This is a genomic window from Archangium lipolyticum (genome assembly GCF_024623785.1).
Taxonomy (GTDB): domain Bacteria; phylum Myxococcota; class Myxococcia; order Myxococcales; family Myxococcaceae; genus Archangium; species Archangium lipolyticum.
This window is the reverse complement of sequence record NZ_JANKBZ010000031.1, coordinates 60690-83204: the sequence shown is the minus strand read 5'-3', so window position 1 is coordinate 83204 and position 22515 is coordinate 60690. Positions and strand designations below refer to the sequence as shown.

The 22515-nt window shown below is 70.8% G+C and carries 24 protein-coding genes; 18 read left to right on the top strand and 6 right to left on the bottom strand.

What is annotated here, in order from left to right; genetic code table 11:
* The first annotated feature begins 154 nt into the window (after nt 1-154).
* A complete protein-coding gene (locus NR810_RS41405; RefSeq protein ID WP_257460755.1) occupies nt 155-604 on the top strand; it encodes an inorganic diphosphatase in 450 nt (149 codons plus the stop codon).
* Here the strand turns inward: NR810_RS41405 and NR810_RS41400 are convergent.
* Complete coding sequence (locus NR810_RS41400; protein ID WP_257460753.1) at nt 585-2264, bottom strand: DUF885 domain-containing protein; 1680 nt, start codon at nt 2262-2264, stop codon at nt 585-587. The two genes, NR810_RS41405 and NR810_RS41400, sit on opposite strands and share 20 nt — an antisense overlap.
* Nucleotides 2265-2455: 191 nt before the next feature.
* Between NR810_RS41400 and NR810_RS41395 the strand changes: the two genes are divergently transcribed.
* From NR810_RS41395 to NR810_RS41380, 4 genes are read left to right on the top strand one after another with little or no spacing between them, the layout of a single operon-like run.
* A complete protein-coding gene (locus NR810_RS41395) occupies nt 2456-4330 on the top strand; it encodes a serine/threonine protein kinase (RefSeq protein WP_257460751.1) in 1875 nt (624 codons plus the stop codon).
* Complete coding sequence (locus NR810_RS41390; protein WP_257460750.1) at nt 4327-5322, top strand: PEGA domain-containing protein; 996 nt, start codon at nt 4327-4329, stop codon at nt 5320-5322. The genes NR810_RS41395 and NR810_RS41390 overlap by 4 nt, the downstream gene beginning before the upstream one ends.
* Before the next feature lie 55 nt (nt 5323-5377).
* Complete coding sequence (locus NR810_RS41385; protein ID WP_257460749.1) at nt 5378-5728, top strand: hypothetical protein; 351 nt, start codon at nt 5378-5380, stop codon at nt 5726-5728.
* Nucleotides 5729-5745: 17 nt separating this feature from the next.
* On the top strand, nt 5746-6984 hold the full coding sequence (locus tag NR810_RS41380; protein ID WP_257460748.1) for a substrate-binding domain-containing protein: 1239 nt from the start codon (nt 5746-5748) through the stop codon (nt 6982-6984).
* 54 nt (nt 6985-7038) lie between these two features.
* Here NR810_RS41380 and NR810_RS41375 read toward each other — a convergent pair whose 3' ends face one another.
* Genes NR810_RS41375 through NR810_RS41360 form a run of 4 tightly spaced genes read right to left on the bottom strand, consistent with a single transcriptional unit; the run spans nt 7039 to nt 9951 of the window.
* Entirely contained in the window at nt 7039-7545 is a 507-nt protein-coding gene (locus NR810_RS41375) for a cupin domain-containing protein (protein ID WP_257460746.1), read from the bottom strand.
* Between the two features lie 29 nt (nt 7546-7574).
* Nucleotides 7575-8306 carry a hypothetical protein gene (locus NR810_RS41370; RefSeq protein WP_257460745.1) on the bottom strand — a complete coding sequence of 244 codons (732 nt, stop codon included), beginning with the start codon at nt 8304-8306 and terminating at the stop codon, nt 7575-7577.
* Complete coding sequence (locus NR810_RS41365) at nt 8303-8824, bottom strand: hypothetical protein (protein ID WP_257460744.1); 522 nt, start codon at nt 8822-8824, stop codon at nt 8303-8305. Before NR810_RS41365 ends, NR810_RS41370 begins: the two co-directional genes overlap by 4 nt.
* Nucleotides 8825-8829: 5 nt before the next feature.
* The gene (locus NR810_RS41360; RefSeq protein WP_257460743.1) at nt 8830-9951 is read right to left on the bottom strand and encodes a hypothetical protein; all 1122 of its coding nucleotides are present in this window, start codon (nt 9949-9951) and stop codon (nt 8830-8832) included.
* Between the two features lie 120 nt (nt 9952-10071).
* Here NR810_RS41360 and NR810_RS41355 point away from each other — a divergent pair, with 120 nt between their 5' ends.
* On the top strand, nt 10072-12633 hold the full coding sequence (locus NR810_RS41355; protein WP_257460742.1) for an ABC transporter permease: 2562 nt from the start codon (nt 10072-10074) through the stop codon (nt 12631-12633).
* 5 nt (nt 12634-12638) lie between these two features.
* Nucleotides 12639-13028 (top strand): response regulator, encoded by a 390-nt coding sequence (locus NR810_RS41350; RefSeq protein ID WP_257460741.1) that lies wholly within the window; start codon nt 12639-12641, stop codon nt 13026-13028.
* Nucleotides 13029-13034: 6 nt separating this feature from the next.
* On the opposite strand, the gene NR810_RS41345 is transcribed toward NR810_RS41350, so the two are convergent.
* On the bottom strand, nt 13035-13361 hold the full coding sequence (locus tag NR810_RS41345; RefSeq protein ID WP_257460739.1) for a PilZ domain-containing protein: 327 nt from the start codon (nt 13359-13361) through the stop codon (nt 13035-13037).
* 232 nt (nt 13362-13593) lie between these two features.
* On the opposite strand from NR810_RS41345, the gene NR810_RS41340 reads away from it, so the two are divergent.
* The 11 genes from NR810_RS41340 to sctV all read left to right on the top strand — a co-directional run bounded on the left by NR810_RS41340 (nt 13594) and on the right by sctV (nt 22515).
* Complete coding sequence (locus NR810_RS41340; protein ID WP_257460738.1) at nt 13594-14061, top strand: hypothetical protein; 468 nt, start codon at nt 13594-13596, stop codon at nt 14059-14061.
* An 11-nt stretch (nt 14062-14072) separates the two neighbouring features.
* Entirely contained in the window at nt 14073-14570 is a 498-nt protein-coding gene (locus NR810_RS41335; protein WP_257460737.1) for an ATP-dependent helicase HrpB, read from the top strand.
* 10 nt (nt 14571-14580) lie between these two features.
* Entirely contained in the window at nt 14581-15375 is a 795-nt protein-coding gene (locus NR810_RS41330; RefSeq protein ID WP_257460735.1) for a flagellar M-ring protein FliF, read from the top strand.
* Between the two features lie 19 nt (nt 15376-15394).
* Nucleotides 15395-15919, top strand: coding sequence for a hypothetical protein (locus NR810_RS41325; RefSeq protein WP_257460734.1), 525 nt, complete (start codon nt 15395-15397; stop codon nt 15917-15919).
* Nucleotides 15920-16033: 114 nt separating this feature from the next.
* Nucleotides 16034-17188, top strand: a complete 1155-nt coding sequence (locus NR810_RS41320; protein ID WP_257460733.1) for a FliM/FliN family flagellar motor switch protein — start codon at nt 16034-16036, stop codon at nt 17186-17188.
* An 8-nt stretch (nt 17189-17196) separates the two neighbouring features.
* Entirely contained in the window at nt 17197-17601 is a 405-nt protein-coding gene (locus NR810_RS41315) for a flagellar biosynthetic protein FliO (RefSeq protein WP_257460732.1), read from the top strand.
* On the top strand, nt 17598-18323 hold the full coding sequence (gene sctR, locus NR810_RS41310) for a type III secretion system export apparatus subunit SctR (protein ID WP_257460730.1): 726 nt from the start codon (nt 17598-17600) through the stop codon (nt 18321-18323). The genes NR810_RS41315 and sctR overlap by 4 nt, the downstream gene beginning before the upstream one ends.
* A 4-nt stretch (nt 18324-18327) precedes the next feature.
* Entirely contained in the window at nt 18328-18597 is a 270-nt protein-coding gene (locus NR810_RS41305; protein ID WP_257460727.1) for a flagellar biosynthetic protein FliQ, read from the top strand.
* Nucleotides 18594-19388, top strand: a complete 795-nt coding sequence (locus NR810_RS41300) for an EscT/YscT/HrcT family type III secretion system export apparatus protein (protein ID WP_257460725.1) — start codon at nt 18594-18596, stop codon at nt 19386-19388. Before NR810_RS41305 ends, NR810_RS41300 begins: the two co-directional genes overlap by 4 nt.
* Nucleotides 19385-20431, top strand: a complete 1047-nt coding sequence (locus NR810_RS41295) for an EscU/YscU/HrcU family type III secretion system export apparatus switch protein (RefSeq protein WP_257460724.1) — start codon at nt 19385-19387, stop codon at nt 20429-20431. Before NR810_RS41300 ends, NR810_RS41295 begins: the two co-directional genes overlap by 4 nt.
* Nucleotides 20428-22515, top strand: a complete 2088-nt coding sequence (gene sctV / locus NR810_RS41290) for a type III secretion system export apparatus subunit SctV (protein WP_257460723.1) — start codon at nt 20428-20430, stop codon at nt 22513-22515. Before NR810_RS41295 ends, sctV begins: the two co-directional genes overlap by 4 nt.

The window sequence follows — 22515 nt, the reverse complement described above, 5'->3', positions numbered from 1 at the left end:
CAATGTCCGCGCCGAGTGTGGAGCACTCTCCATCGTGAGCGTCCCCTCGTGGACGGTTGGCGGGGGATGCGGGCCCGGAGGCCTGGACGTCCGGGGCTCGCCGCTCCGTCGGCGGCGGGACGAGCAAGGGGCCTCTTCATGCTACACAGCCCGTGTGCCCGACTCCTCCCTTCCTCCGGAGCTCCCGCGCGAGCCCGAAGTCCTGATCGAATCCCCTCGCTGGTCCCTGGTGAAGCGGCGCGCGGACGGGAGCGTCGACTTCGTCTCCCCGCTGCCGTGTCCCTACAACTACGGGTGCATCCCCGGGCTGGGCTCGGGAGATGGAGATCCGCTCGACGTGGTGGTGCTCGGTCCCCGCCTGCGCCGGGGCGATCGCCTGCGCGTGCCGGTGGTGGGGGTGATTGGCTTCCTCGACGCGGGGGAGGCCGATCCCAAGGTCATCTGCAGCACCCGGCCGCTGCGCCCGGTGGACAGGGCGGGCCTGGAGACCTTCTTCCGCGCCTACGCCCTCTTCAAGCGGGGGCTGCACCGGGTGCGCGGCAGGCGGAGCGGGGACACGCGCTTCCTGGGATGGCTCGCCGACTTCACGGCGCGCTCAGCATGAAGCGCCGCAGGAGCGCGGGCGACACCGGGCCGAACGAGAAGAGCTCGTCGTGGAAGGCGGCCTCGTCGAAGCGGCTCCCGCGCTCGCGCCGGCAGTCCTCCGCCAACCGCTCGAATTCGAGCGCGCCGAGCAGGTAGGTGATGGCCTGCATGGGGATGCGCTTGTAGCGGAGCACCTCGCGCTGCGCGTTGGGCTCCGGCATGCAGGCGTGGTGCATCAGGTAGCGCACCGCCGCCTCCTCGTCCATGCGCCGGGTGTGGAGGCCGATGTCCACCACCACGCGCACCGCGCGCAGGGCCCGGGCCACGAGCGCCGTGAGCGACTCGGGGGCGGTGTAGAAGCCCTCGCGCCGCATCCGCTCCTCGGCGTAGGTGGCATGGCCCTCGATGTTGAGCATGGGGCCGAAGTTGCCGCGCGCCATGGCCACGTGGTCCGTCACCAGGAGGAAGCGGACCGGGGCGGGGTGCTGGGAGAAGCCACGCTGCCAGGCGACGCTCTGCAGGAAGTGGCCGGGGATGCCCTCGTGCACCGCCAGCAGCGCGGCCCAGACCGTGGGGTGGGCTTGCGCCATGGGGGCCAGCACGAACCAGCCCACCTTGCGCGGATCCAACAGCGGCGCGGGCCAGTTGGTGCCTCGCACGTCCACCATGCCCGGGGGCATGGCCTTCAGTCCCAACCGGTAGCCCGCGGGCACGTCGAACATCCCCCGCTCGTGGATGAAGCGCTCGGCGCGCTCGATGAGCCCCCGGTAGAGGGGGATGACGTCCTCGTCCCGGGCCGGGTTCTCCGTCTCGAGCTGGGAGAGCAGCGCCCGGGCCTCGGCCAGATTGGAGAGCGGCGCGCCGAGCTGATCGGCGAGCTGGATGATGGAGGCCTGGGTCCGGGCCAGCACGTCCTCGGCTCGCCGCACCAGCTCCTCGGGGGGGGTGGTGAGCCCGAAGGTGTTTCGCAGCCGCCACTGGTACTCGTCCGCACCCAGCACGACACTGGAGCCCGCGCGGGGCAGCACGCGCTCGAGGAGGAACCGGTGGTGCTGGGCGAAGGCCTCCCGGGCCTCCCAGGCCGCCTGTTGGAGCTCCCGGGTTCCGGCCTGGGAGAGCGTCACCTGGTGCGCTTCGGGCAGGGCCGGGAGGTGCTCGAAGTACCGCACGATGACGGGCAGCTGGTCGTCCGCGATGTCCTGGACGACGTGCACGTCGGGCGTCTCGCCCGTGGCGAGTCCCTCGGCGAGCAGCTGCTCCTGTTGCCGGAGGAACGTGGGGATGCACGCGACGCGGCTGGCGATGGCCGCCCAGTCCCCGGCCGTCTCGGCCTGGCCGAGCTGGTACTGCAACATGGTGTGCGGATAGGTCGATAGCTCGACGTTCCGCCGGTGGTCGCGCAGGTCCTCGTAGGTGTGGACGTGGAACCGGGTGACGCCGAGCATCGACAGCCGGTCGAGCTGCGCGTCCGCCGGGAGCTCCTCGGGTGGCAGCCGCTCGAGCCGGGCGAGGGCGTCGCGATGGAAGGCGTACTCATCCCCCAGCGCGGACCCGGAGAGATCCTTCAGCCGGTCATCCAGATGGTGCAGCCCGAGCGTGGTGGCTTCCTCGGGCTGTGTCTGGAGATAGCGCTCGAAGAACGAGGCGCGGAGCCGGACGAAGGCATCGAGGGTCGTCATTCTCTCCCCTGTGGCGTGTGACGAATGTGTGACTTTGAGTCGTGTCACGAAAGTGTGACGTCGCTCGTGTCACGAAATCGTGACTGGCTTCATCACTGTTCCGGTCAAGTCAATACATTGTGTCTGGGTCATCTCGACAGAGTGACGAAAACACGTTATTCGCACTTCAATTATTGACGCCGAGGTAACAGGTGCCGGACGCCCGAGACAGTGTTTCGAACAGCCCACGGTTGGGCCGGTACGAGCTGCTGGGAGAGCTTGGGCATGGAGGCATGGCCAAGGTCTACCGGGCGCGCGTGGCGGGCCCCATGGGGTTCGAGAAGACCCTGGTGGTGAAGCAGATCCTCCCGCATCTGTCGGATGAGCCCCAGTTCGTGGAGATGTTCCTTTCCGAGGCCCGGCTCGCCGCCCAGCTCAACCATCCCAACATCGTCCAGATCTTCGACTTCGGCGAGGCGGACGGCGCGTACTTCCTGGCCATGGAGTACATCGATGGCCCGAACCTCCGCGCGCTGATGCGCAGGGCCCACGCGGCGGGCCGGCCGCTGCCGCTGCCCCACTGCGCGAAGCTCGTCTCCGCCATCTGCGAGGGGCTCACCTACGCGCACGAGTTCGCCGATCCGTTCTCCGGGGAGCCGCTGGGGTTGGTGCACCGGGACGTCAGCCCCGACAACATCCTCCTGGCGCGCACGGGGGCCGTGAAGGTCGTGGACTTCGGCATCGCCAAGGCGACCAACCAGGTGCACCAGACGCGTGTCGGCACGCTCAAGGGGAAGGTGCCCTACATGGCGCCCGAGCAGCTCCGCAACGAGCCGCTCGACCTGCGCATCGACATCTACGCGCTGGGGGTCGTGCTGTATGAGCTGGTGGCGGGGCGCAAGCCCTTCGAGGCCAGCAGCGAGGTCGCGTTGATGAACGCGATCCTCCACGAGCCCTTCACGCCCGTGTCCGACAGGCGCGCCGATGTGCCCGAGCCCCTGCGGTACATCATCGAGCGGGCGCTGGCCAAGGACCGAGAGGAGCGCTACCAGAGCTGCCGGGAGATGCAGGCGGACCTGGAGCGGTTCCTGCTCGGGAGTGGGCAGTCGGTGGGCGCCTTCCAGCTCGCGGAGCTCATCTCGCAGCTCTCGATGCCCTCAGGGATGTCGGCGCCGATCGGCACGCCGGTTTCCGGCAATGGCAGCAAGCCGCGCCGGAGCCAGCTGGGGGTCGTCGTGCCCTCGATGCCGACGCGGCCGCCGCCTCCTCCCCCCGAGGACTCCCTGTCCGCGCCGCGTTCCCGGGTGCTCGAGGTGGAGCCTCCCACCGAGGCGCATATCGTCTCCCATGTCTCCCTGGCGCGGGTCCCCCCCCAGCGGCGCTGGGTGCTGCCCGCGGTGGGAGCGGCCCTGCTGCTGGTGGCCGGAGGCGTGGCCCTGGTGTCCGTCTCCCGGCCTCGAGAGCCCTCGTCGCCGGCCGTGTCCGCCATGGCGGTGGCCGCCGCGGCTCCCACGCCCGCTCCGCTGCCCACTCCCCCGGCCGAGGTCCTGGCCTCCTCGTCCCAGGTGGTGGCTCCTCCCAAGCCCGAGGCGGTCGAGCCGCCCGCGCGCGAGGAGCCCCCCGCGGAGGAGATCGAGCTGCACATCCAGGTGGTGCCACGCGGCGCCGTGGTGCAGCTGGACGGAGAGGTGCTGCCGTCCAACCCCTACACGGGCAGCTTCCCCCGGGATGGCGCCGTGCATCAGCTGCGCGTGAGCGCCGCCGGTTTCACGCCGCTGGTGAAGGAGCTCCGCTTCGAGAAGGACCTGATGCTGGAGCTCAACCTGCAGCGGCGGAGCGTGGAGGTGCGCCGGGAGCGTGTCTCCAAGACCCGTGCTCCCGCCCCATCGCCGCAGCCCACCGCGGCGCCGGCCGACGATGGTTTCTCCGAGCTGCCGTCGAAGCCGGCGGCCGTCTCCGGCAAGGCGAAGCGCGGTCTCGACGCGGACAACCCCTGGAGCGGCGGCGACAAGCGCGGCCTCGACGGGGAGGACCCGTGGAACGGCGGTAGCCGCAAGCTGGATTCGAACAACCCATGGAAGGAATGATGATGCGTCTGTCCAGGTCGCTCGCCCTCGCCCTCGCGCTGGCGCTGTCGGGCGGGAGCGCCGGTGCCGCGGGGCGTCCCAAGGGCTCCAAGGCCAACCTCGAGGAGGCCCAGAGCCGCTACCAGCGCGCCAGGGAGCTCTACGAGGAGAACGACTTCCAGGCCGCGCTGGTGGAGTTCCAGCGTGCCTACGAGCTCGCGCCGAGCTACCGGCTCCTCTACAACATCGCCCAGGTGCAGTATCAGCTTCAGGACTACGCGAGCGCGCTCGGCAGCTTCCAGCGCTACCTCGATGAGGGTGGGGGAGAGCTGCCCGCCCAGCGCCGCGACGAGGTCCAGCGCGAGGTGGATCGGCTCCAGGCGCGCGTGGCCACGGTGCGCGTCACCGTCAACAAGCCCGGGGCGGAGATCTCCGTGGATGACGTGCCGGTCGGCACCTCGCCCCTGCGCGCGCCGCTGCAGCTCAACGCGGGACGGAGGAAGCTCTCCGCTGCCCTCTCGGGTTTCCCGCCGGTGACGCGGGTGGTGGACGTGGCGGGGCGCGACAGCCTCGACGTGTCCCTGGAGATCGCCGCGCCGGTCGCGTCCGCCGCGCCCGCCGCGCCCGCGCCGTCCCCGCGGTCCGAGGCTCCCCGGTCCGCCGTGGACACACGGCCCGAGGTCGTCAAGGCCCAGCGGAGCACTCCCTGGGTGCCGTGGATCGCCACCGGTGGGCTGGCGGTGGCCACGGGGGTGACCGGCGTGCTCGCGCTGAAGGCCTCGGGTGACCTGAAGGCCCGGCGCGACACCTTCGGGGTGAGCCGCGCCGATCTCGACCAGGCCAGTGGCCGGACGCGTACCCTGGCGCTCACCACGGACGTGCTCGCGGGCGCCACGTTGGTGGCCGCCGGAGTGTCCACCTGGCTGACCCTTCGCGAGCCGCAGCCCGCGCCTTCCGCCGGAGTGCAGGTGGGGGTGGGGCCGGGCGGCGTGGGCGTCGCCGGCTCCTTCTAGCGCCGGGGCCCGCTCCCGGGCCGCCGGCTTCCCTCCCTCATCACGAGACATGTGTATGGACCTTCGACCTGACAGGTGCTCCTCCCGTGGCTACTGGCCCGGGTGGGGCTTGCTGGCGGTGCTGCTGCTGGCGGGCACGACGGGCTGCTCGCTCGTCCTAGACAGCGGCGCCGCGCAGTGCGCCACGGACGAGGACTGCGTCCGGTTCGGCTCCTATCCCATCTGCCAGGAGGGCCTCTGCGTGCCCTCCGGGCTGGGCCCTCCGGGGTGTTTCCGGGGCGAGCCCTCCTCCGAGGAGCAGTACCGCAACCAGTGCACCCTGGCGCAGTGCGTTCCCTTCGACAACTGCGCGCGGCTGGGGCTGTGCGACGGCGCCAGCCTGCCTCCGCTCGTTCCCAAGCCTTGACCATGGAGATCCGCAGCATGAGACACGACCTTCGCCGGCGCGCGCCGGGGAGCTGGCTGGGCGCGCTCGCCCTGGCCCTCACGAGCGCCATGGCGCATGCGCAGACCAACACGCCCACCATCAGCTGCGCCGGGCCCAACACCATCTATGTGGCGGGCTCCTCCGCCGTCCGTCCGTTCCTCGGCGTGGTGGCGCAGCTGCTCGCCCGGGAGTCGCCTCCCTGGAGCATCGTCTATCAGTCCCAGGGCTCGTGCACGGGCGTGAAGGCCATCTTCAGCACGGATCCGAGCGCCCGCGTCATCAAGGACATTCCCGCCAGCGGTGGCCGGGCGGCCAACTACGCCATCCTCTTCCGCGCGGACGGCTCGGCGCAGGAGTGCTCCCTGGCGACGGAGGGCAACGTGGTGGATGTGGGCGTCTCGGACGTCTACGCCTCCACGTGTGACAGCACGGCGCCCGCGAACGTGCAGATCGCCGACTACGAGGGCCCCATCCAGCCGATGACCTTCGTGGTGCCGGCGGCCTCCTCGCAGCGCAGCATCAGCGCCGAGGCGGCCTACCTGGTCTTCGGCACCGGGGGCAACAAGGGGGCGGCCGCTCCGTGGACGGAGCAGAACCTGTACTTCGTGCGCAACGCCAGCTCCGGCACGCAGCAGATGATCGCCCGGGCCATCGGCGTGCCCGCGGACAAGTGGTGGGGCGTGGACCGGGGCGGCAGTGAAGGCGTGCGCCGCAACATGAAGGTCCTCCTGGATTCGAGCACGGCGGAGAAGGCCATCGGCATCATCTCCACGGACATCGCGGACGAGGAGCGCAGCAACCTGCGCATCCTGGCGTTCCAGGGCACTGGCCAGTCCTGCGGCTTCCTGCCGGACTCCACGGCCTTCGCCAAGGACAAGCAGAACGTGCGGGATGGGCACTACCCCATCTGGGGCCCGGTGCACTTCTACACGCGCACCGAGAATGGCCTGCCTGGCCCGGCCGCCGCCGCGCTCGTCAGCCGCTTCGCCGCGGCCCGGTTGGAGAAGGAGCTGCTGGACGTCATCATCCAGAAGCACCTGGTGCCCAAGTGCGCCATGAAGGTGAAGCGCTCGTCGGAGATGGGGCCGCTGAGCCCGTACTCCACCGACTCGCGCTGCGGCTGCTACTTCGACCTGGTGGCCAACGGGGCCAGCTCGTGCAAGACGTGCAACGGGCCGGCGGACTGCCCGTCGTCCGCGCCCGCCTGCAACTACGGCTACTGCGAGGCGCTCTGAGCGGTGCCTGCGCGGAGGCCCGAAGGGGGGGCCTCCGCGGCGTTCCCGCCCAGCTCACTCCTCGATGCCGGGAATGGTGAAGCTCTGCACGGTGTCGACCGGGAAGAAGGAGATGGTGGCTCCGACGCGCACCATGCGCTTGCCGTGGCGCGGGAAGTCGGCGACCTCCATCTCCCGCCGCTCGCCGCCGGACAGGTAGACGAGCTCCTCGGAGAAGGGGTTGCGCAGGTGGTGTCCGACGGACGGGGTGGTGAAGCCGAGGAAGTCTCCCGGGCCCACCTCGTGCTGCTCGTCACCAATCTCCACGATGCCGCGGCCGGACAGCACGTACATCCACTCCTCCTCCAACTGGTGCGAGTGGTAGACGAAGGACTCCTTGCCGGGCGGGATGCGCAGCAGGTGCACGCCGGTGCGCCGCAGGCCCACGAAATCGCTCAGCGAGTGACCGCGGATCTCCGAGTTCGGATTGAACGGGTGCTGCTGCGACTGCTCGGGAAGCTGGGCGCGGTCGGCGGCGCGGAAGAGCGGCGATTTCGGAGCGGCGGGCTTCTTCTCGGACATGGGAGCCTCCAGTGGGGTGGGGGTGCGATTCAACGCCAGTACATGTCGAACGTCAGCATCACGGGACCGATGGATTCCACCAGGATGACGCCGGGCCGGTGGCGGTAGCCGATGCCGAAGCGCACGTGGCCCGTCTTGTCGAAGAGGTGATCGCGCGCGAGCATCACGCTCCACGCGGAGACGTCGTCCAGCGCGAGGGTGCCCTCCAGGACGCGGTTGCCCAGGACGCTCTCGGCGCGCGTGCGTTGGATGTTGAGCAGGGGCGCCTTCGCGGTGAGGAGGAAGGCGCCGCGCGAGTCATGGCGCACCAGGGTGGCCTCGGCGTGCAGCAGGTTGCGGTTGAGGGACGTCCCGTCGGTGTCGAGGGCGAGGTGCTGGTAGCCCGCCCCGAGGTTGAGCTGCAGGTTGTCCGAGAGGGGCACCGTGCCGCGGGCGGCCAGGGGGAAGGCGAGCACGTGCACGCCGAGCAGGCTTCCGGCGGCGAGCCAGTAGCCCCCGCCCTCCACGGAGACGCGCAGCTCCGGCCGGTCGAGCACCTGGACCTTGGCGGAGACGTTGACGAGCGAGATCAGCAGCGGCGTGAGGTGGCTGGAGACCTGGACGCCGGGCAGGATGCCGCGCGAGTACTGGCCGAAGAAGATGTTCACCTGGGACTCACCTGGCTCGAGCACGTCCGCGCTCACGTCCAGGAGGGCGTTGCGCGGGGTGGCGGCGAGCACGGGCGAGCACAGCAGCAGCAGGACGAGGGCGGAGGCCTTCATGGAGCCCCTCCGAAGGAGAAGAGCGCGCCGAGGCCCACGGAGACATCCATCCGGCGGGCGGCCCACACCAGGTCCACGCCGGTGCGCAGGGTGAGGGGCTCGAGGTGGATGTCCACCGCGGCGCCGCCGGAGATGCCGAGGCGCGTATAGGTGGTGGAGACCCGCGAGCCACTGCCGCCCAGCGTGGTGTGGAGCAGGGTGAGGGCGGGGCCGGCGGCGAGCACGAAGTCCGTGGTGCGCACGGGGATGTGGAGCTCCGGGCGCAGGCTGGCGCGGTGGTACTGAGTGGTGGCGCTGGCGACGGTGCCCTCGGAGGACCAGGCGAAGCGGTAGTCGGCGGACAGCGCGAGGTAGCGCCCCAGGCCGAGGGAGACACGCGGGCCCCCGCTGACGAGGCCCGTGCGCTGGCCACCGGCCTCCTGGCGCAGCAGCAGGGCCACGTCCACGCCCGCGCGCAGGGGAGTGGCGCCGGCCGCTCCGGCCAGCAGCATCACGAAGAGGGAAAGGAAGCGGCTCACGGGAGTCACTCGCAGGAGGTGAAACGGGAGGCCAGTGGCTTCAGCCGGGTGCGGAGGACGGTGCACGCGGCACCGCGCTCCTCGGCCGTCAGGTGGGTCACCAGCGTGTTGGGGAAGGAGGCGAGGGTGAAGGAGTCCTTCTCGAACTTCAGCGCGCGCAGCGTGGCGAGGGTGGCGTCGAGCAGCCGCGCGCGGCCCTCGGGGGTGATGCGGCCCTGGGCGTCCTTGGGCCACAGCTCATAGACGGCCCGGGCCATGAGGGAGCCGTGGAGGTGCGGATCGAAGTCGTCTCCGCCGAGGATGAGCTCCTCCAGGTTGGCCGCGGTGTAGTCACGCGGCTCGGCGAGATCGCGATCGACGTCGGCGGTGGCGCGGATGAAGTCCGGATCTCCCGTGGCCACCAGTCCGAGCAGATCCGCCACGCCCTCGTGCATGGAGGACAGGTGGCGGTGGGCGGCCTCCCAGTCCGTTTCGCCCTCGTGCGGCGCCTCTTTCGCGTCGCCGAACAGCTCCTGGTGGATGACGGCGTGCCCGTACTCGTGCGCCACCACGCCCTCGTTGAGCAGCATGGGCAGGTCGCTGAGCACGAAGGTGGGCACGAGCAGGAAGCACGGCACCAGCGAGACGTAGGCCGCGTTGTCGGTGAACTCGGCGCGGCCATCGCCGGTGATGATGTTGTCGAAGCGCGGGTAATAGAAGATGTCCAGGCGCTTGAGCGGCACGTGGCCGTGGGCGCGCAGCAGCGAGGCCGTCCTGTCCAGGCTCCGGTACAGGCTGAGCGCGTACATCGAGTGCAGATCCCCGGGGACGATGGTGCCGTCTGCCTCGCGCGTGTACTCCAGCGCGAAGGGCGAGCCGCGCACGACGTCGATCTCCCCACCGAGGCTGAGCTGATTCAGCTCGGCGCCCATGCGGAAGTCCAGGTCGCGCCCGCGCAGCTCGCGCAGCGATTCCAGGTTGTCCACCGGGTGCCGGCCGAGCGCGTACTGGCCGGTGGCCTCGTCGCGCGCGAAGACGTACGCCATCACCGAGCCGGAGGTGTCCTCGGGGGCACACCCCACCAGCCCCAGGCACAGGAGCGCCGAGCCGAGGACGCCCCTCCACTTTCCTCTGAGAGCATCGAGCATCACGGGGCTTCGGCCTTAGCATGCCCCTTCGCCCGGGGAGAAGAGCGCCGGCCCGCCTGCCCTGCCTCCGAGCGCCCCCTCCAACCCGGAGAGACGCGGAGCGGTTAAGGTGCAGGAGACATGCTCGCGCTGCTCCGTCTCGTCTCCCTGCGACACATCCTGGGTGCGCCGCTGCGTACCGGCCTCACGGTGCTGGGCGTGGCCGTGGGCGTGGCGACCATGGTGGGCGTGATGTCCATCAACGGCTCGGTGCTGGAGGCCTTCCGCTCCACGGTGGATGCCATCGCCGGGAAGGCGGACCTCACGGTGGCGGGCGCGCAGGTGGGCTTCGACGAGTCCGTGCTGGAGCGGGTGCGGGCGGTGCCCGGAGTGGCGCATGCCTCGGGCTCGATGACGACGATCGCCCCGGTGAAGGGCGCGCCGGGCGAGCGCTTCTATGTCATGGGCGTGGACCTGCTGGATGACGGCCACTTCCGCACCTACGAGGGCGTGGACAGGGAGCTCGGCGTGCTGTCGGACGACCTGGAGTTCCTCAACTCGACGGACCGGATGCTCGTCTCGGAGCGCTTCGCGCGCGAGCACGGGCTGAAGGTGGGGGACGGCTTCCAGCTCATCACCGGGAACGGGCCGCAGGACTTCGTGGTGCACGCGCTGATCCGCGAGGCGGGGCCGGTGAAGGCCTTCGGCGGCTCGGTGGGGGTGATGGACGTGGCGTCGGCGCAGGCGGCCTTCGGGCGCGAGCGGATGCTGGACCGGATCGACGTGGCGGTGGACCCGGCGGTGGGCGTGGAGGCGGTGCAGGCGGCGCTGCGGGCGGCCCTGGGAGGCGCCTTCGAGGTGGAGCGCCCGTCGCGCCGGGGCGGCTCGGTGGCCACCATGGTGCGCAGCTTCCAGATGGGGCTGAACCTGGGCTCCGGGGTGGCGCTGCTGGTGGGGGTGTTCCTCGTCTACAACACCATCGCCATCAGCGTGGTGCAGCGGCGCAGGGAGATCGGGACGCTGCGCGCGCTGGGGGCCACGCGCCTGCGCATCCGCGCCCTCTTCACGCTGGAGTCGCTGGTGCTGGGTGGGGTGGGCACGGTGCTGGGGCTGCCGCTGGGCGTGCTCGTGGGCCGGCTCGCCATCGGCTGGGTATCCAGCGCCATCTCGAGCCTCTACGTGCAGGTGAACGCGAGGGACGTGACGGTGGGCCCGCTGGAGCTGGGGCTGGGCGTGGCGCTCGGGGTGCTGGGCAGTGGCTTCGCGGCCTTGCGCCCGGCGGTGGTGGCGTCGAGCGTGGCGCCCGTGGAGGCGCTGCGCCGGGATGCGGCCCAGGGCGCGGAGGTGCGCGCGCGCTCGTTGCCCACGGTGCTCGGGGTGGGGTGCCTGCTGCTCGTCTACCCGGCCTCGTGGCTGCCGCCGCCCCTGGAGAACCTGCCCGTGGGGGGCTACCTCTCGGTCTTCCTCGTGCTGATGGGGACGACGCTGCTGGCCCCGCTGGTGCTGCGCGTGCTGTGGCGTGTGTACCAGCGCCCGGGCGAGGCATTGCTGGGCGTGAGTGGCCGGCTGGCGGCGGACAACTTCGCGCGCGCGCCCGGCCGCACGGCGGTGCCGGTGTCCGCGCTGGCCATCGGCGTGGCCATGTCCGTGTGCCTCTCCGGCTTCGTGGGCTCGTTCCAGGCCTCCTCGCACCGGTGGCTGGAGCAGTCGGTGCCGGCCGATCTCTTCCTCACCTCCGGGGCCCGCACCGCTGGCAGCCGCAACCAGCCCATGGCGCCGGACCTGGCGGAGCCGCTCGCGGCGCTGCCCGGGGTGGCCCAGGTGGACCTGGTCCGCGTGCTGCCCCATGACGTGCTCGGCCTGCGTGCCTACGTCATCTCCCTCATCCCCGAGATCTACGAGCAGTACGGGCGGCCCGAGCTGCTGGAGGGACGCCTGCCCACGCGCGAGGAGCGGCTGGCCGGGCGGGTCATCATCTCGGAGAACCTCTCGCGCCGGCGCGACCTGCACGTGGGGAGCACCTTCGAGATGTCCACGCCCACCGGTGCGCGCACCTATACGGTGGGGGCCGTGGTGGTGGACTACACCTCGGACCAGGGCGTCGTCTTCCTGTCCCGCGAGGTGTACCAGGCGCACTTCCAGGACGACCGGGTGGACACCTTCGAGCTGTACCTGTCGGACCGCTCGAAGCTGGACGCGCTCCGCCACGCCATCACCGAGCGGTGGGGGGAGCGCCACCAGCTCTACGTGTTGAGCAACGCCGACCTGCGCGAGGAGGCCACCGCGCTGATCGACGATGCCTTCGCCATCTCCTACGCCATGGAGGCGGTGGCGGTGCTGCTGGCGCTGCTGGGCGTGGTGAACACGCTGCTGGCGGCGGTGCTGGACCGGACCCGGGAGATCGGCCTGCTGCGGGCGGTGGGCGCGGCCCGGTCCCACATCGTCCGACTCTTCGTGGCGGAGGCTGCCTTCATCGGCCTGTCAGGAGGGCTCATCGGAGCGCTGGCGGGCCTCTGGATGGGCGTCCTCATCACCCAGGTGATTGGCAGTCAGGCCACCGGATGGAGCTTTTCGTACATTTTTCCCGTCCGCCTGGCCGTGACGATGGGGGTCGCTTCCACCCTGTGCGCCATCCTGGCCGGGCTGTATCCTGCGCGCCGTGCCGCCACCCTGAATGTGGTAGAGGCGCTCGCATACGAGTGAGTCCCATGGTCGCCAATCCGCAGAAACCCTTCCACATCCTCCTGGTCGAGGACGAGCCCGTCATCCGGGAGCTCGTGCGTTCCATGCTGAGCGACGGGGCCGTGGAAGTGGTGTGCGCGGCCAATGGCGTCGAGGGCCTGAAGCTGGCCAAGAGCCGTCCCTTCCAGCTGGTGCTGATGGACGTGGTGCTGCCGCAGCTGGACGGCATCTCGGTGTGCCGGATGCTCAAGAGCGATCCGACGACGTCGAAGGTGCCCGTCTACATGCTCACCGCCAAGTCCAAGAAGTCGGACATGGAGAGCGCCACGCTGGCGGGCGCGGACGGCTACATCCAGAAGCCCTTCAAGGGCGCGGAGCTGATGGCGCTGGTGGAGCGGCTGCGCAAGGTGGCCTGAGCCGGCTCAGGGCAGGCGCGGGTGGAGGTAGCGCGCCAGCAGCAGGAAGTAATCCCAGTCCATATCCTCGAACTCGAGCGCCACGCCCTGCGCCTCGCGGCGGACGATGGTGCACGTGGCGGGGATGTCCCCGATGCCGGGCAGCGGGAGCGTGAGGGTGAGCTGCCGGGTGGTGTCCGGGGGGTGGCCATGCAGGAACAGGCCGGCCATGGACAGGTCGCGCGCCTTGACGAGCACGATGCGCTCGCCGAGGTGCACCTTGACCATCCAGTTGGCCTCCACGCGCGGGTGGTAGCGCTCGGGGGGCCGGGCGGGGGTGGTGGATGGCGTCATGAGGGGGCTCCTCGGGGTGCGACAGGGGACTACGAGTGTGGAGCAGCCCCCGGGGGTCGCAACTTTTCGTCCGGGGCCGTCCACCCGACCGTCCGCGCGTGTGGATGCGCACTCCGCCGCGTGGAGGGCCGGGGGAGGGGGGGCTGACGCCAAGTGCCCGGGATGACTCCGCTCGCCGGCTGGCATGCCGGCTGAAAAGCCCCTGACGCAACCCAAGCGCAGGAGGCTTCACGTGGAGAACGGCAATCGGATTGGCTCGCTGTCCATCACCCCGACGGTGGGCAGGCAGACGCCGCAGAACGACTTCGGCACGGTGTTCGCGCGCACGGCGCAGGAGGTGGTGAGGTCGGGCGCCGGAGTGATGGCATCGCTGGTGCCCGGAGGCCCTGTGGTGAGCGCGGCGGTGTCGAGCATCAGCAAGGTGGTGTCGACGGCGGCGACGGCCCGGAGTGCCTCGGCGATGCCGATGCCCGGGGGGACGGGGGGCGCGGGCGGCGTGACGGGCACCACGGGGCAGGGGGACCAGTGGGATCTGCTCGCGGCCCAGAAGGAGATGCAGGCCGAGGGGATGAAGATGAACCTGGCCTACATGGATCTGCAGAACGACATGCAGAAGGAGAGCCGCGCGCACAACGCCATCTCCAACATCATGAAGGTCCGCCACGACTCCGCGAAAGCGGCCATCAACAACATCCGCTAGGGGGGCACGCCATGGCCATCGACAAGGTGGGGGCGATTGGCGGGGCGGGAGCGACGCCCGCGCTGGAGCCCTCGGGGAAGGCGCGGTTCGGCGAGGTGCTGGAGGGCGTGAAGGGCCCGGGGAAGCAGCCGGGGCCCCGGGTCGCCAGCGAGGGCGCTCCGCAGCTGGCGCCGGCGGACAAGGCCGAGGCGGCGCGCGGGACGTGCAAGGCGGAAGGAGTGGGGCGGGCGACTGCGGGGACCTCGGAGGTCCAGGCCGGGAGCCGGGTGGACTCGGTGCAGTCGGCGCGTGCGCAGCAGGCGGTGCAGGTGTTGGACCGTGTGGGCGAGGCGCAGAAGCGGTTGGACCACATCCTGGCGCTAGCCGAGTCGGGCAGGTCGTTCTCGCCGACGGAGCTGCTGGCGCTCCAGGCCCACGTGTACCGGGCGAGCCAGGAGCTCGATCTCGCCGGCAAGGTCGTCGAGAAGGCGACCGGCGGCGTCAAGCAGGTACTGCAGACCCAGGTGTGAGGAGCTCTCCATGTTCATCCGACGCTGTCTCTTCGTCCTGCTCCTGTGCGCCACCGGGTGCGGGGAGCGCATCCAGCACGGCCTGGACGAGCGCCAGGCCAACGAGTTGCAGACGGTGCTCGTCGAGCGGGGGCTCGACGCGCGCAAGGTGCCCGAGACGGGCAAGAAGCCCACGTGGGCCATCGAGGTGGCCGAGGAGCAGTCCTCGGACGCGGTGCGGATCCTCGCGGAGCTGGGGTTGCCGAGGCCCGCGGCGGAGGAGGGCTGTGACGTCTTCGGCGGGGCGGGGCTGGTGCGCTCTCCGGTGGAGGAGCAGCTGTGCCGGGTGCGGGTGATGGAGCGGGGGATGGAGAAGACGCTGCAGACGGTGGAGGGGGTGATCCTCGCGCGCGTGCACCTGGTGGTGCCTCCGCCGCCGAGGCCCGGGCAGCAGCCGGTGCCCGCGAAGGCCTCGGCCATGCTGCGCGTGGCGCCCGGCCACGCGGAGCAGGTGAAGGGCTCGCGGGAGCTGCTGCGGGCGCTCATCGCCGGAGGGGTGGAGGGGCTCGCCCCCGAGTCGGTGGCGCTCATGGTGGACGAGGTGTCCACGCGGGTGGTGGCGCCCGCGCCGAGCGGCTCTCCGCTGATGCGGATGCGGGTGCTGCTGGCGGTGCTGTCCCTGTTGGTGACGGGGCTGGCCGTGGGGCTGAGTCTGATGACGCTGCGCCTGCGTCACTACCGGGCCAGGGCGGAAGCGAAGCCCGCCGCTCCGTCGGCTCCCGCGCGTCCCGTCGTGGCGGCCGGAGCCGCGCGCAAGGTGGCGTGAGCCTCCTGGAGGATGAGTCATGGAAGCAACGCGTATCATCCGTAGCCCTCGTCCCGGTGCGAAGGGGCTGGGAGACCCGCGGACGGTGGTGGTCCGGGCTCCGGTGAAGCCGCTGCCCGGACCTCCGAAGAGGCCGCCGTGTCCGGAGCCCGTGATGACCCCACCTCGGGTCTCCTTGCCCCTGGAGCGGATTGCCCTGGTGGCCCTGGTGTTCGGGCGGGAGCGGGCGGCGATGCTGCTCGAGGGTTTGAGGGAGCCCGAGGCGCAGCGGGCGAAGGCCTACCTGGCCGGGTTCGCCGTACTCTCCTCGGCGAGGCGGCAGGCGCGGGTGGCGGTGGATTTCGGAGTGCGGCCGGATGCCTCGGCCCGGCTGAGGGCGGTGATGGAGGAGGCTCCAGAAGTGCTGCGGCGGGAGATCTTCCGGAGACTGCCGCCGTATCACCGCAGCCTCTTTCCGGAGCGCGAGGTGGAACCGCCCGGCGCGGCGGCCACCCCGGCGGTGTGCGCGCTGGCCGAGCGGTTGGTTCGCGAAGCCACGCGCTGAGACCCGCCGTCCCGACCCGAGACGCCCCCTGACATCCAACCCCTCGATTTCACACGCGCGGCCGCTGGCATCGGCCGTGAACGGGAGGGGCACGTCCGAAGCACGGAGCGAACCATGCGGAGTCCTGTTGGAGATGGCACCCAGTCCACGACGTTGAAGCCGATGAAGCTGCGCCGGCTCGGCACGCGCCGGCTGTCCCGAGCCCACGTGACGTTGAACGAGCGGCCCGAGGCGGTCCGGCTGGCGAGGAAGGCGCTCGAGCTGGTGTGCGAGTCACTCAGCCAGGAACTGGGCTGTCCCGTCCGGGCGGAGGCGCGGTTGTTGGATGCGGTGGTGATGCCGGCGACGGGGTTGGCGCATACGGCGGCCTTCGCCCTGGTGGATCTGGCGGCCACGGGAGGGACGGCCGTGCTGGAGCTGGAGCCGCCGGTGCTCTTCGCCGCGCTGGAGCGTCTGGCGGGAGCGGAGACGAGCTCCGGACCCATCACGGGCCTGACACGCCTGGAGGAAGCGTCCTTCGCCTTCCTGGGGTTGTCGGCGCTGTGCGCGCTGCGTGAGCAGCGGGAGTTGCAGCGGCGGTTCGGTCCGCGCCTCACGGGGGTGACGATGAACCGCACGGAAGCGCTGGCTCGCCTCGATGCCCGGCAGCGCCACCTGGGTGTGGATCTGATGGTGACGGTGGGGCAGACGACGGCGGGAGGGAGGCTGGTGCTCCCCTCTGTGGTGATCGAGGGAGCGCTGAAGGATCTACCGGTGGCGCGTGAGCCCGCGATCGCACCCGAGGTGAGTGCGGCCCGTCTGCGAGCGCGCTGTCTCGTGGGCCGCACGTCGCTGCCGCGCGAGGCGCTGGAGTTGCTCGGACGGGGGGACGTCGTCCTCTTCGAGGGGCTGCGCCGGGATGGCACGCACCTGGTCGGCCCCGGGCGGCTGGTGCTGCGCGGCTTCGATCTGATGGGGGACTTCACCCCCAAGGGTTTCTCACTGAAACGCGCGCATGTGCGCGCACTACTCCAGGAGTCGGACATGGTGGACGTGAACGGGCGGAGCGAGGGAATGCCCCCGCTGCCGGTGGAGGTGGAGATCGAGCTGACGCGGCTGCTGTTGCCGATCTCCGAGCTGGCGGGGCTCAAGCCAGGCGCGCTGTTGCCGCTGCGCATCAACGCGAGCGAGCCGGTGCTGCTGCGCGTGGGGGACCGGGTGGTGGCGAGGGCGGAGCTGGTGGACATCGATGGTGAGGTGGGGGCCCGCATCCTCACCCTCATTCCGTGAGCACTCCCATGAAGACCCTGCTCGGTTCCGCGTCTCCGCGGACCAAGATGCTCCTGGCGGCCGGGCTTCTCCTGGGCCTGGCTGCACTCGCCCCGCTGGGAGGGATGTCGGCGACCTCGGTGGCCCGGGGACTGCTGGGGGCCATGGCCCTGGTGGGGCTTGGCTGGTGGCTCATGCGCCGAGGACGGACCGAGTCCCGCTTCGAGCTCTCCGAGCCGATGCGGGTGGTGTCCCGGACGGGGCTGTCCCAGCGCTGCGGACTGGCGCTGGTGGAGGTGGAGGGATGCCGCTACCTCGTGGCCTATGGAGACTCCTTCGCGGAGATCCGCCGGGCACGTACTCCCGTGCGAGTGAAGGCCCGGTCGCGCCGCAAGGTGGTGTCTCTCGTGCGGGGTCGGGAGACCGTGTCATGAGCCGCATGGTTCTCGTGGCGGGCGTCCTCGCTCCCGGGCTGGCCCTGGCGGCGGAGCCGTCGCTCTCGCAGATGTCCTTCGCCGGCAGCCCGGTGTCGATGATGGGGATGCTGGCGTTGATGTCGCTGCTGCCCTTCGCGGTGCTGATGCTGACCAGCTTCTCGAAGATCGCCGTGGTGCTGTCGCTGGCGCGCTCGGCGATGGGAACACAGCAGGCGCCGCCGACCATCGTCCTCACGGGGCTGGCCGCGGTGCTGACGGGTCACATCATGGCGCCGGTGATGGAGCGCATGTACGACGTGGGGCAGGCCGTCTACCAGGACGTCGGCACGGGTGCGCAGATGCTCAGCGCCGCGGGCAAGGTGACCGAGCCGCTGCGCACCTTCCTGGTGAAGCATGGCAGCCCGGAGGAGCGGGCGCGCTTCCTGGACCTGGCACGTGAGCTGAGGCCGCCGGAGGAGGCCGACCAGGTCCACGAGGAAGACCTCTTCGTGGTCATCCCGGCCTTCGTCATCACCGAGCTGAAGGAGGCCTTCCAGATCGGCTTCCTCGTCTTCCTCCCGTTCCTGGTGCTGGACATGGTCGTGGCCAACGTCCTGCTGGCGCTCGGGATGCAGTCGCTGTCCCCGAGCCAGGTGAGCCTGCCCTTCAAGATCCTCCTCTTCGTCGCCGTGGATGGATGGTCGCTGCTCGCGCGCGGCCTCATCCTCGGCTACCGGTGATGCCATGACCCAGGACGTCCTGCTGTCGCTGGGCCGCGAGGCGCTGCTCCTGATGGTCCTCGCCTCGCTGCCGCCCGTCGGGGCCAGCCTGGTGGTGGGCTTCTTGATGAGCCTCTTCCAGGCCACCACGCAGTTGCAGGAGAGCACCCTCACGGTGGTGCCCAAGCTGTGCGCGGCGGTGCTGGCGCTGGTGGTGGCCGGGCCATGGATCGCCGGCCAGCTCACCCTCTTCACGCAGCAGGTGCTGCGGGTCATCGCGGAGGTGGGCGGATGAACCTCGAGCTCCTTCACGCCCGGCTGGAGCTGCTGGGCCCGAGCGTGGTCGCGGTGGCCCTGTGCTCCGCGCGGCTGCTGCCGGTGGCCTTCCTCTGCCCGCTGTTGGGAGGACAGGCGGCTCCGACGACGGTGAAGCTCGCCTTGGTGTTGAGCCTCGCGCTCTTCCTGCACCATGTGGCGGGAGTGGCTCTGTCCGAGCCGGTGGAGACGCCGCTGCAACTGGCCGCCCTGGCGATGAAGGAGCTCACCTACGGCACGTCCGTGGGTCTGGTGGCGGCGCTGCCCTTCGACGCCGCGCGGATGGGAGGGCGCTTCATCGATCTCTTCCGGGGCACCTCGGCGGAGGCGAGCCTGCCGGTGGCGGGGACGCGCGAGTCGGCCACGGGAGATGCGCTCTACCAGCTCCTCGTCGGACTGGTGGTGACGGGGGGATTCATGCCCGTCGTCGTCTCGGGGCTGGTGCGGGGCTTCGGATGGGTGCGGCTGGGCACGTACGTGCCCACCGAGGCGGCGGTGATGCACGTGGTGGGGCTGGCTGGGGGCGCGATGGCCACGGGGCTCGCGGTGGGAGCACCCATCGCCGCGGCGGTGATGGCGGTGGACTGCCTGCTGGGCATGGTGTCGCGCGCCGCGCCCCAGGTGAACCTCCAGGACGTGGGCGCACCGCTGCGCATCCTCGCGGGAGGGTCGTTGCTGTGGCTCGGACTGGGCATCCTCTGTGAGCGGCTGCTGGCGAGCTTCCTCTCGGTGGTCACCGCGCTGCTCCAGCTTGGGCAGGTGGCGCGGTGAGCGAGAAGACGGAACAACCCTCGGCGAAGCGTCTGCGCGATGCGCGCCGCAAGGGACAGATTCCGCGCAGCCGTCTCCTGTCCTCCAGCGTGGTGACGTTCGGAGGACTGCTCGGCCTGAGCCTGTCGGCGCCAACGGGGTTCGCGCGGCTGAAGGAGTGGACGGCCCGGCTGATGCTGCATCAGGAGTCCACGGGAGCGTGGCAGGAGGCGGGTTGGGTGATGGTGCTCCTGGCGGGGCCCGCGCTCGGTGGGGCGCTGGTGGCGTCTCTCGGGGTGTCCGTGGCCACGGTGGGCTTCGAGCTGAGCACGGAGCATGTGACGCCGAAGCTCGAGCGCATCAATCCTGCGGAGGGTTTGAAGAAGCTCTTCAGCGTGAAACCCTTCATCGAGGTGGGCAAGGCCCTGCTCGTGGCGGCGGTGGTGGTGTGGCTCGTCTGGAGCGCGGCCGTGGAGGCGGGGCCGGACGTGCTCCGCTCGGCCTGGCTGGAGGGAACGCTGGGGCTGGAGCTCGCCCTGGGCCTGCTCGGACCGCTCGTCATCCGGCTCGCGTGCGTCCTCATGGTGTTGGGGGTGGGGGACTACGCGCTCGCGCGGCGGCGGCACGTGAAGGAGCTGATGATGACGCGCGAGGATGTGAAGCGGGAGCACAAGGAGAGCGAGGGCGACCCGCACCACAAGAGCCAGCGCAAGGCGCTGCACCGGCAGTTGGCCGCAGGAGGCGCGGCACGCGGGGTGCAGAAGGCGAGTGTCGTGGTCGTCAACCCTACGCACATCGCGGTCGCGCTCCGCTACGCCACGGAGGAGTGTGAGGCGCCCTATCTCGTCGCCAAGGGGCGCGAGCAGGACGCTTTCAAGTTGAGGCGCGAGGCCGAACGGCTCGGAATCCCAGTGGTTCGGGACGTGCCGCTGGCCCGCAGCCTCATTCACTACGACGTCGGCGAGGAGATCCCCGAGGAGCTGTACCAGGCCGCCGCAGCGGTCCTCCGGGTGGCGCAGGAGTCGCAGGACGTGGACGACCGTCCACGGAGGCAGATGTCATGAACCAGTTGGTGAAGCTTCTCATGAGGGCTCGCAAGTCCTCGGACGTGGTACTGGCCGTGGCGATGGCCGCGGTGTTGGGTGCGCTCATCATCCCGTTGCCACCCTGGCTGCTGGACATGGGGCTGGCCATCAACCTGGCGGCGGCGGTGGCACTGCTGGTGGCGGCGCTCTACGCCCGGGACGCGCTGAAGGTGACGTCCTTCCCGACGCTGCTGCTGTTCACCACGCTGTTCCGGCTCGCGCTCAACGTGTCGTCCACGCGGCTGGCGCTCGCGGAAGGGCACGCGGGAGAGATCATCCAGGCCTTCGGTGAGTTCGTGGTGCGGGGCGACTACGTCGTTGGCGCGGTCATCTTCGCCATCCTCACGCTGGTGCAGTTCCTCGTGGTGGCCAAGGGCGCCGAGCGCGTGGCCGAGGTCTCCGCCCGCTTCACCCTGGACGCGATGCCGGGCAAGCAGATGTCCATCGACGCGGACCTGCGCGCGGGAGCCATCGATCAAGCGCAGGCCCGCCGCCGGCGGCGCGACCTGGAGCGCGAGTCCCAGATGTTCGGCGCCATGGATGGCGCGATGAAGTTCGTGAAGGGAGACGTCATCGCGGGCCTGGTCATCGTCGCGGTGAACCTCCTGGGCGGTATCTGCATCGGCATCCTCCAGAATGGGATGACGATGGCCGAGGCGGCCTCCACCTACGCGCTCATCGCCATCGGTGATGGCCTGGTGTCGCAGATTCCCTCGCTGTGCATCGCGGTGGCGGCGGGCCTCGTCGTCACGCGCGTGGCCTCGGAGAAGGAGGAGGACTCGCTCGGTTCGGAGATTGGTTCGCAGCTCTTTGGCGAGGCCAAGGCGCTCTGGGTGGTGGCCGCGCTCTGCGTGGCCCTCGCCGCGATGCCGGGCATGCCGCACCTGACGTTCCTCGGGCTGGGGGCGGCCCTGGGAGGCCTCGCGCATGCCCTCAAGAGTGTGAAGGCCGCCGCGATGGAGGAGGAAGCCGCCGCGGCCCGGGTCGGGGGCAAGCCCGAAGCGGGTGCGGCGGCCCAGGGGGGTCCGGGCGCTCCCCCGGAGAGCGTGGCGGCGCCGGTGGGAGTGACTCCGCTGACGGTGGATCTCGCGCCGGACCTCACCCCGATGGCGCAGGAGCAGGGCGGTGCGTTCGTGCACCAGGTGCTCAACCGGGTGCGGGACGAAGTCTTCTACGAGCTCGGCGTGCGCGTACCGGGCATCCGGGTGCGGACCGAGGCCGCGTATCTGCCCGCGGGGACCTACCGCATCCTGGTGGATGAAGTGCCCGCCGGCATGGGGCAGGTCGTCCCTGGAGCGCTCTACGCGGTGGCGCAGCCGGAGGAACTGGCCTTTCTGGAGCTGAAGGGGGAGCCGGCCGTGGAACCTTCCACCGGCAGGCCCATCAGCCGCGTGCCAGCGGACGGGCGCGCGCGTCTGGAGATGGCGCAGGTCCCGGTGCGAAGCGCCGGGGAACTCATCGCCGAGCACCTGCGCAGCATCATCCGCGGCCGCGCGGCGGGGTTCCTGGGCATCCAGGAGGTGCAGGGGCTGCTGGATGGGCTCGAGGCGCAGGCTCCCACGCTGGTGAAGGAGGCGCTCCAGAAGGTCCCGCTGCCGCTGCTCACCGAGGTGCTGCGCAAGCTGGTGGAGGAGCAGGTGAGCATCCGGAACATGCGCGCCATCCTCGAGGCGCTGGTGGCGCCCACCACCGAGGGGGATGCCACGGCCCTGGCCGAGCGCTGCCGCCAGGCGCTGTACCGCTACCTCAGCCACAAGTTCGCCCCGTCCGGGCCGCTCTTCGCCTACCTCGTGGATCCGGAGATCGAGGAGACCCTGCGCGCCGCCGGGCCACGCGGACCGGCGCCTTCGCCGGAGCGGGTGGCGGAGATCCTGGAGGGGGTGAAGCGCATCGCCTCGGGCGGGCAGACCGTGCTGCTCACCGCGCCGGATGTCCGGCGCACCCTGCGCAAGCTGTGCGAGGGCGCCTTCCCGGACGTCGCGGTGCTCACCTACGGCGAGCTGGACATGAACCTGCAGATCCGCCCGCTGGGGCGGCTGTCACCCGCCGCCCTGGGGCGCTGA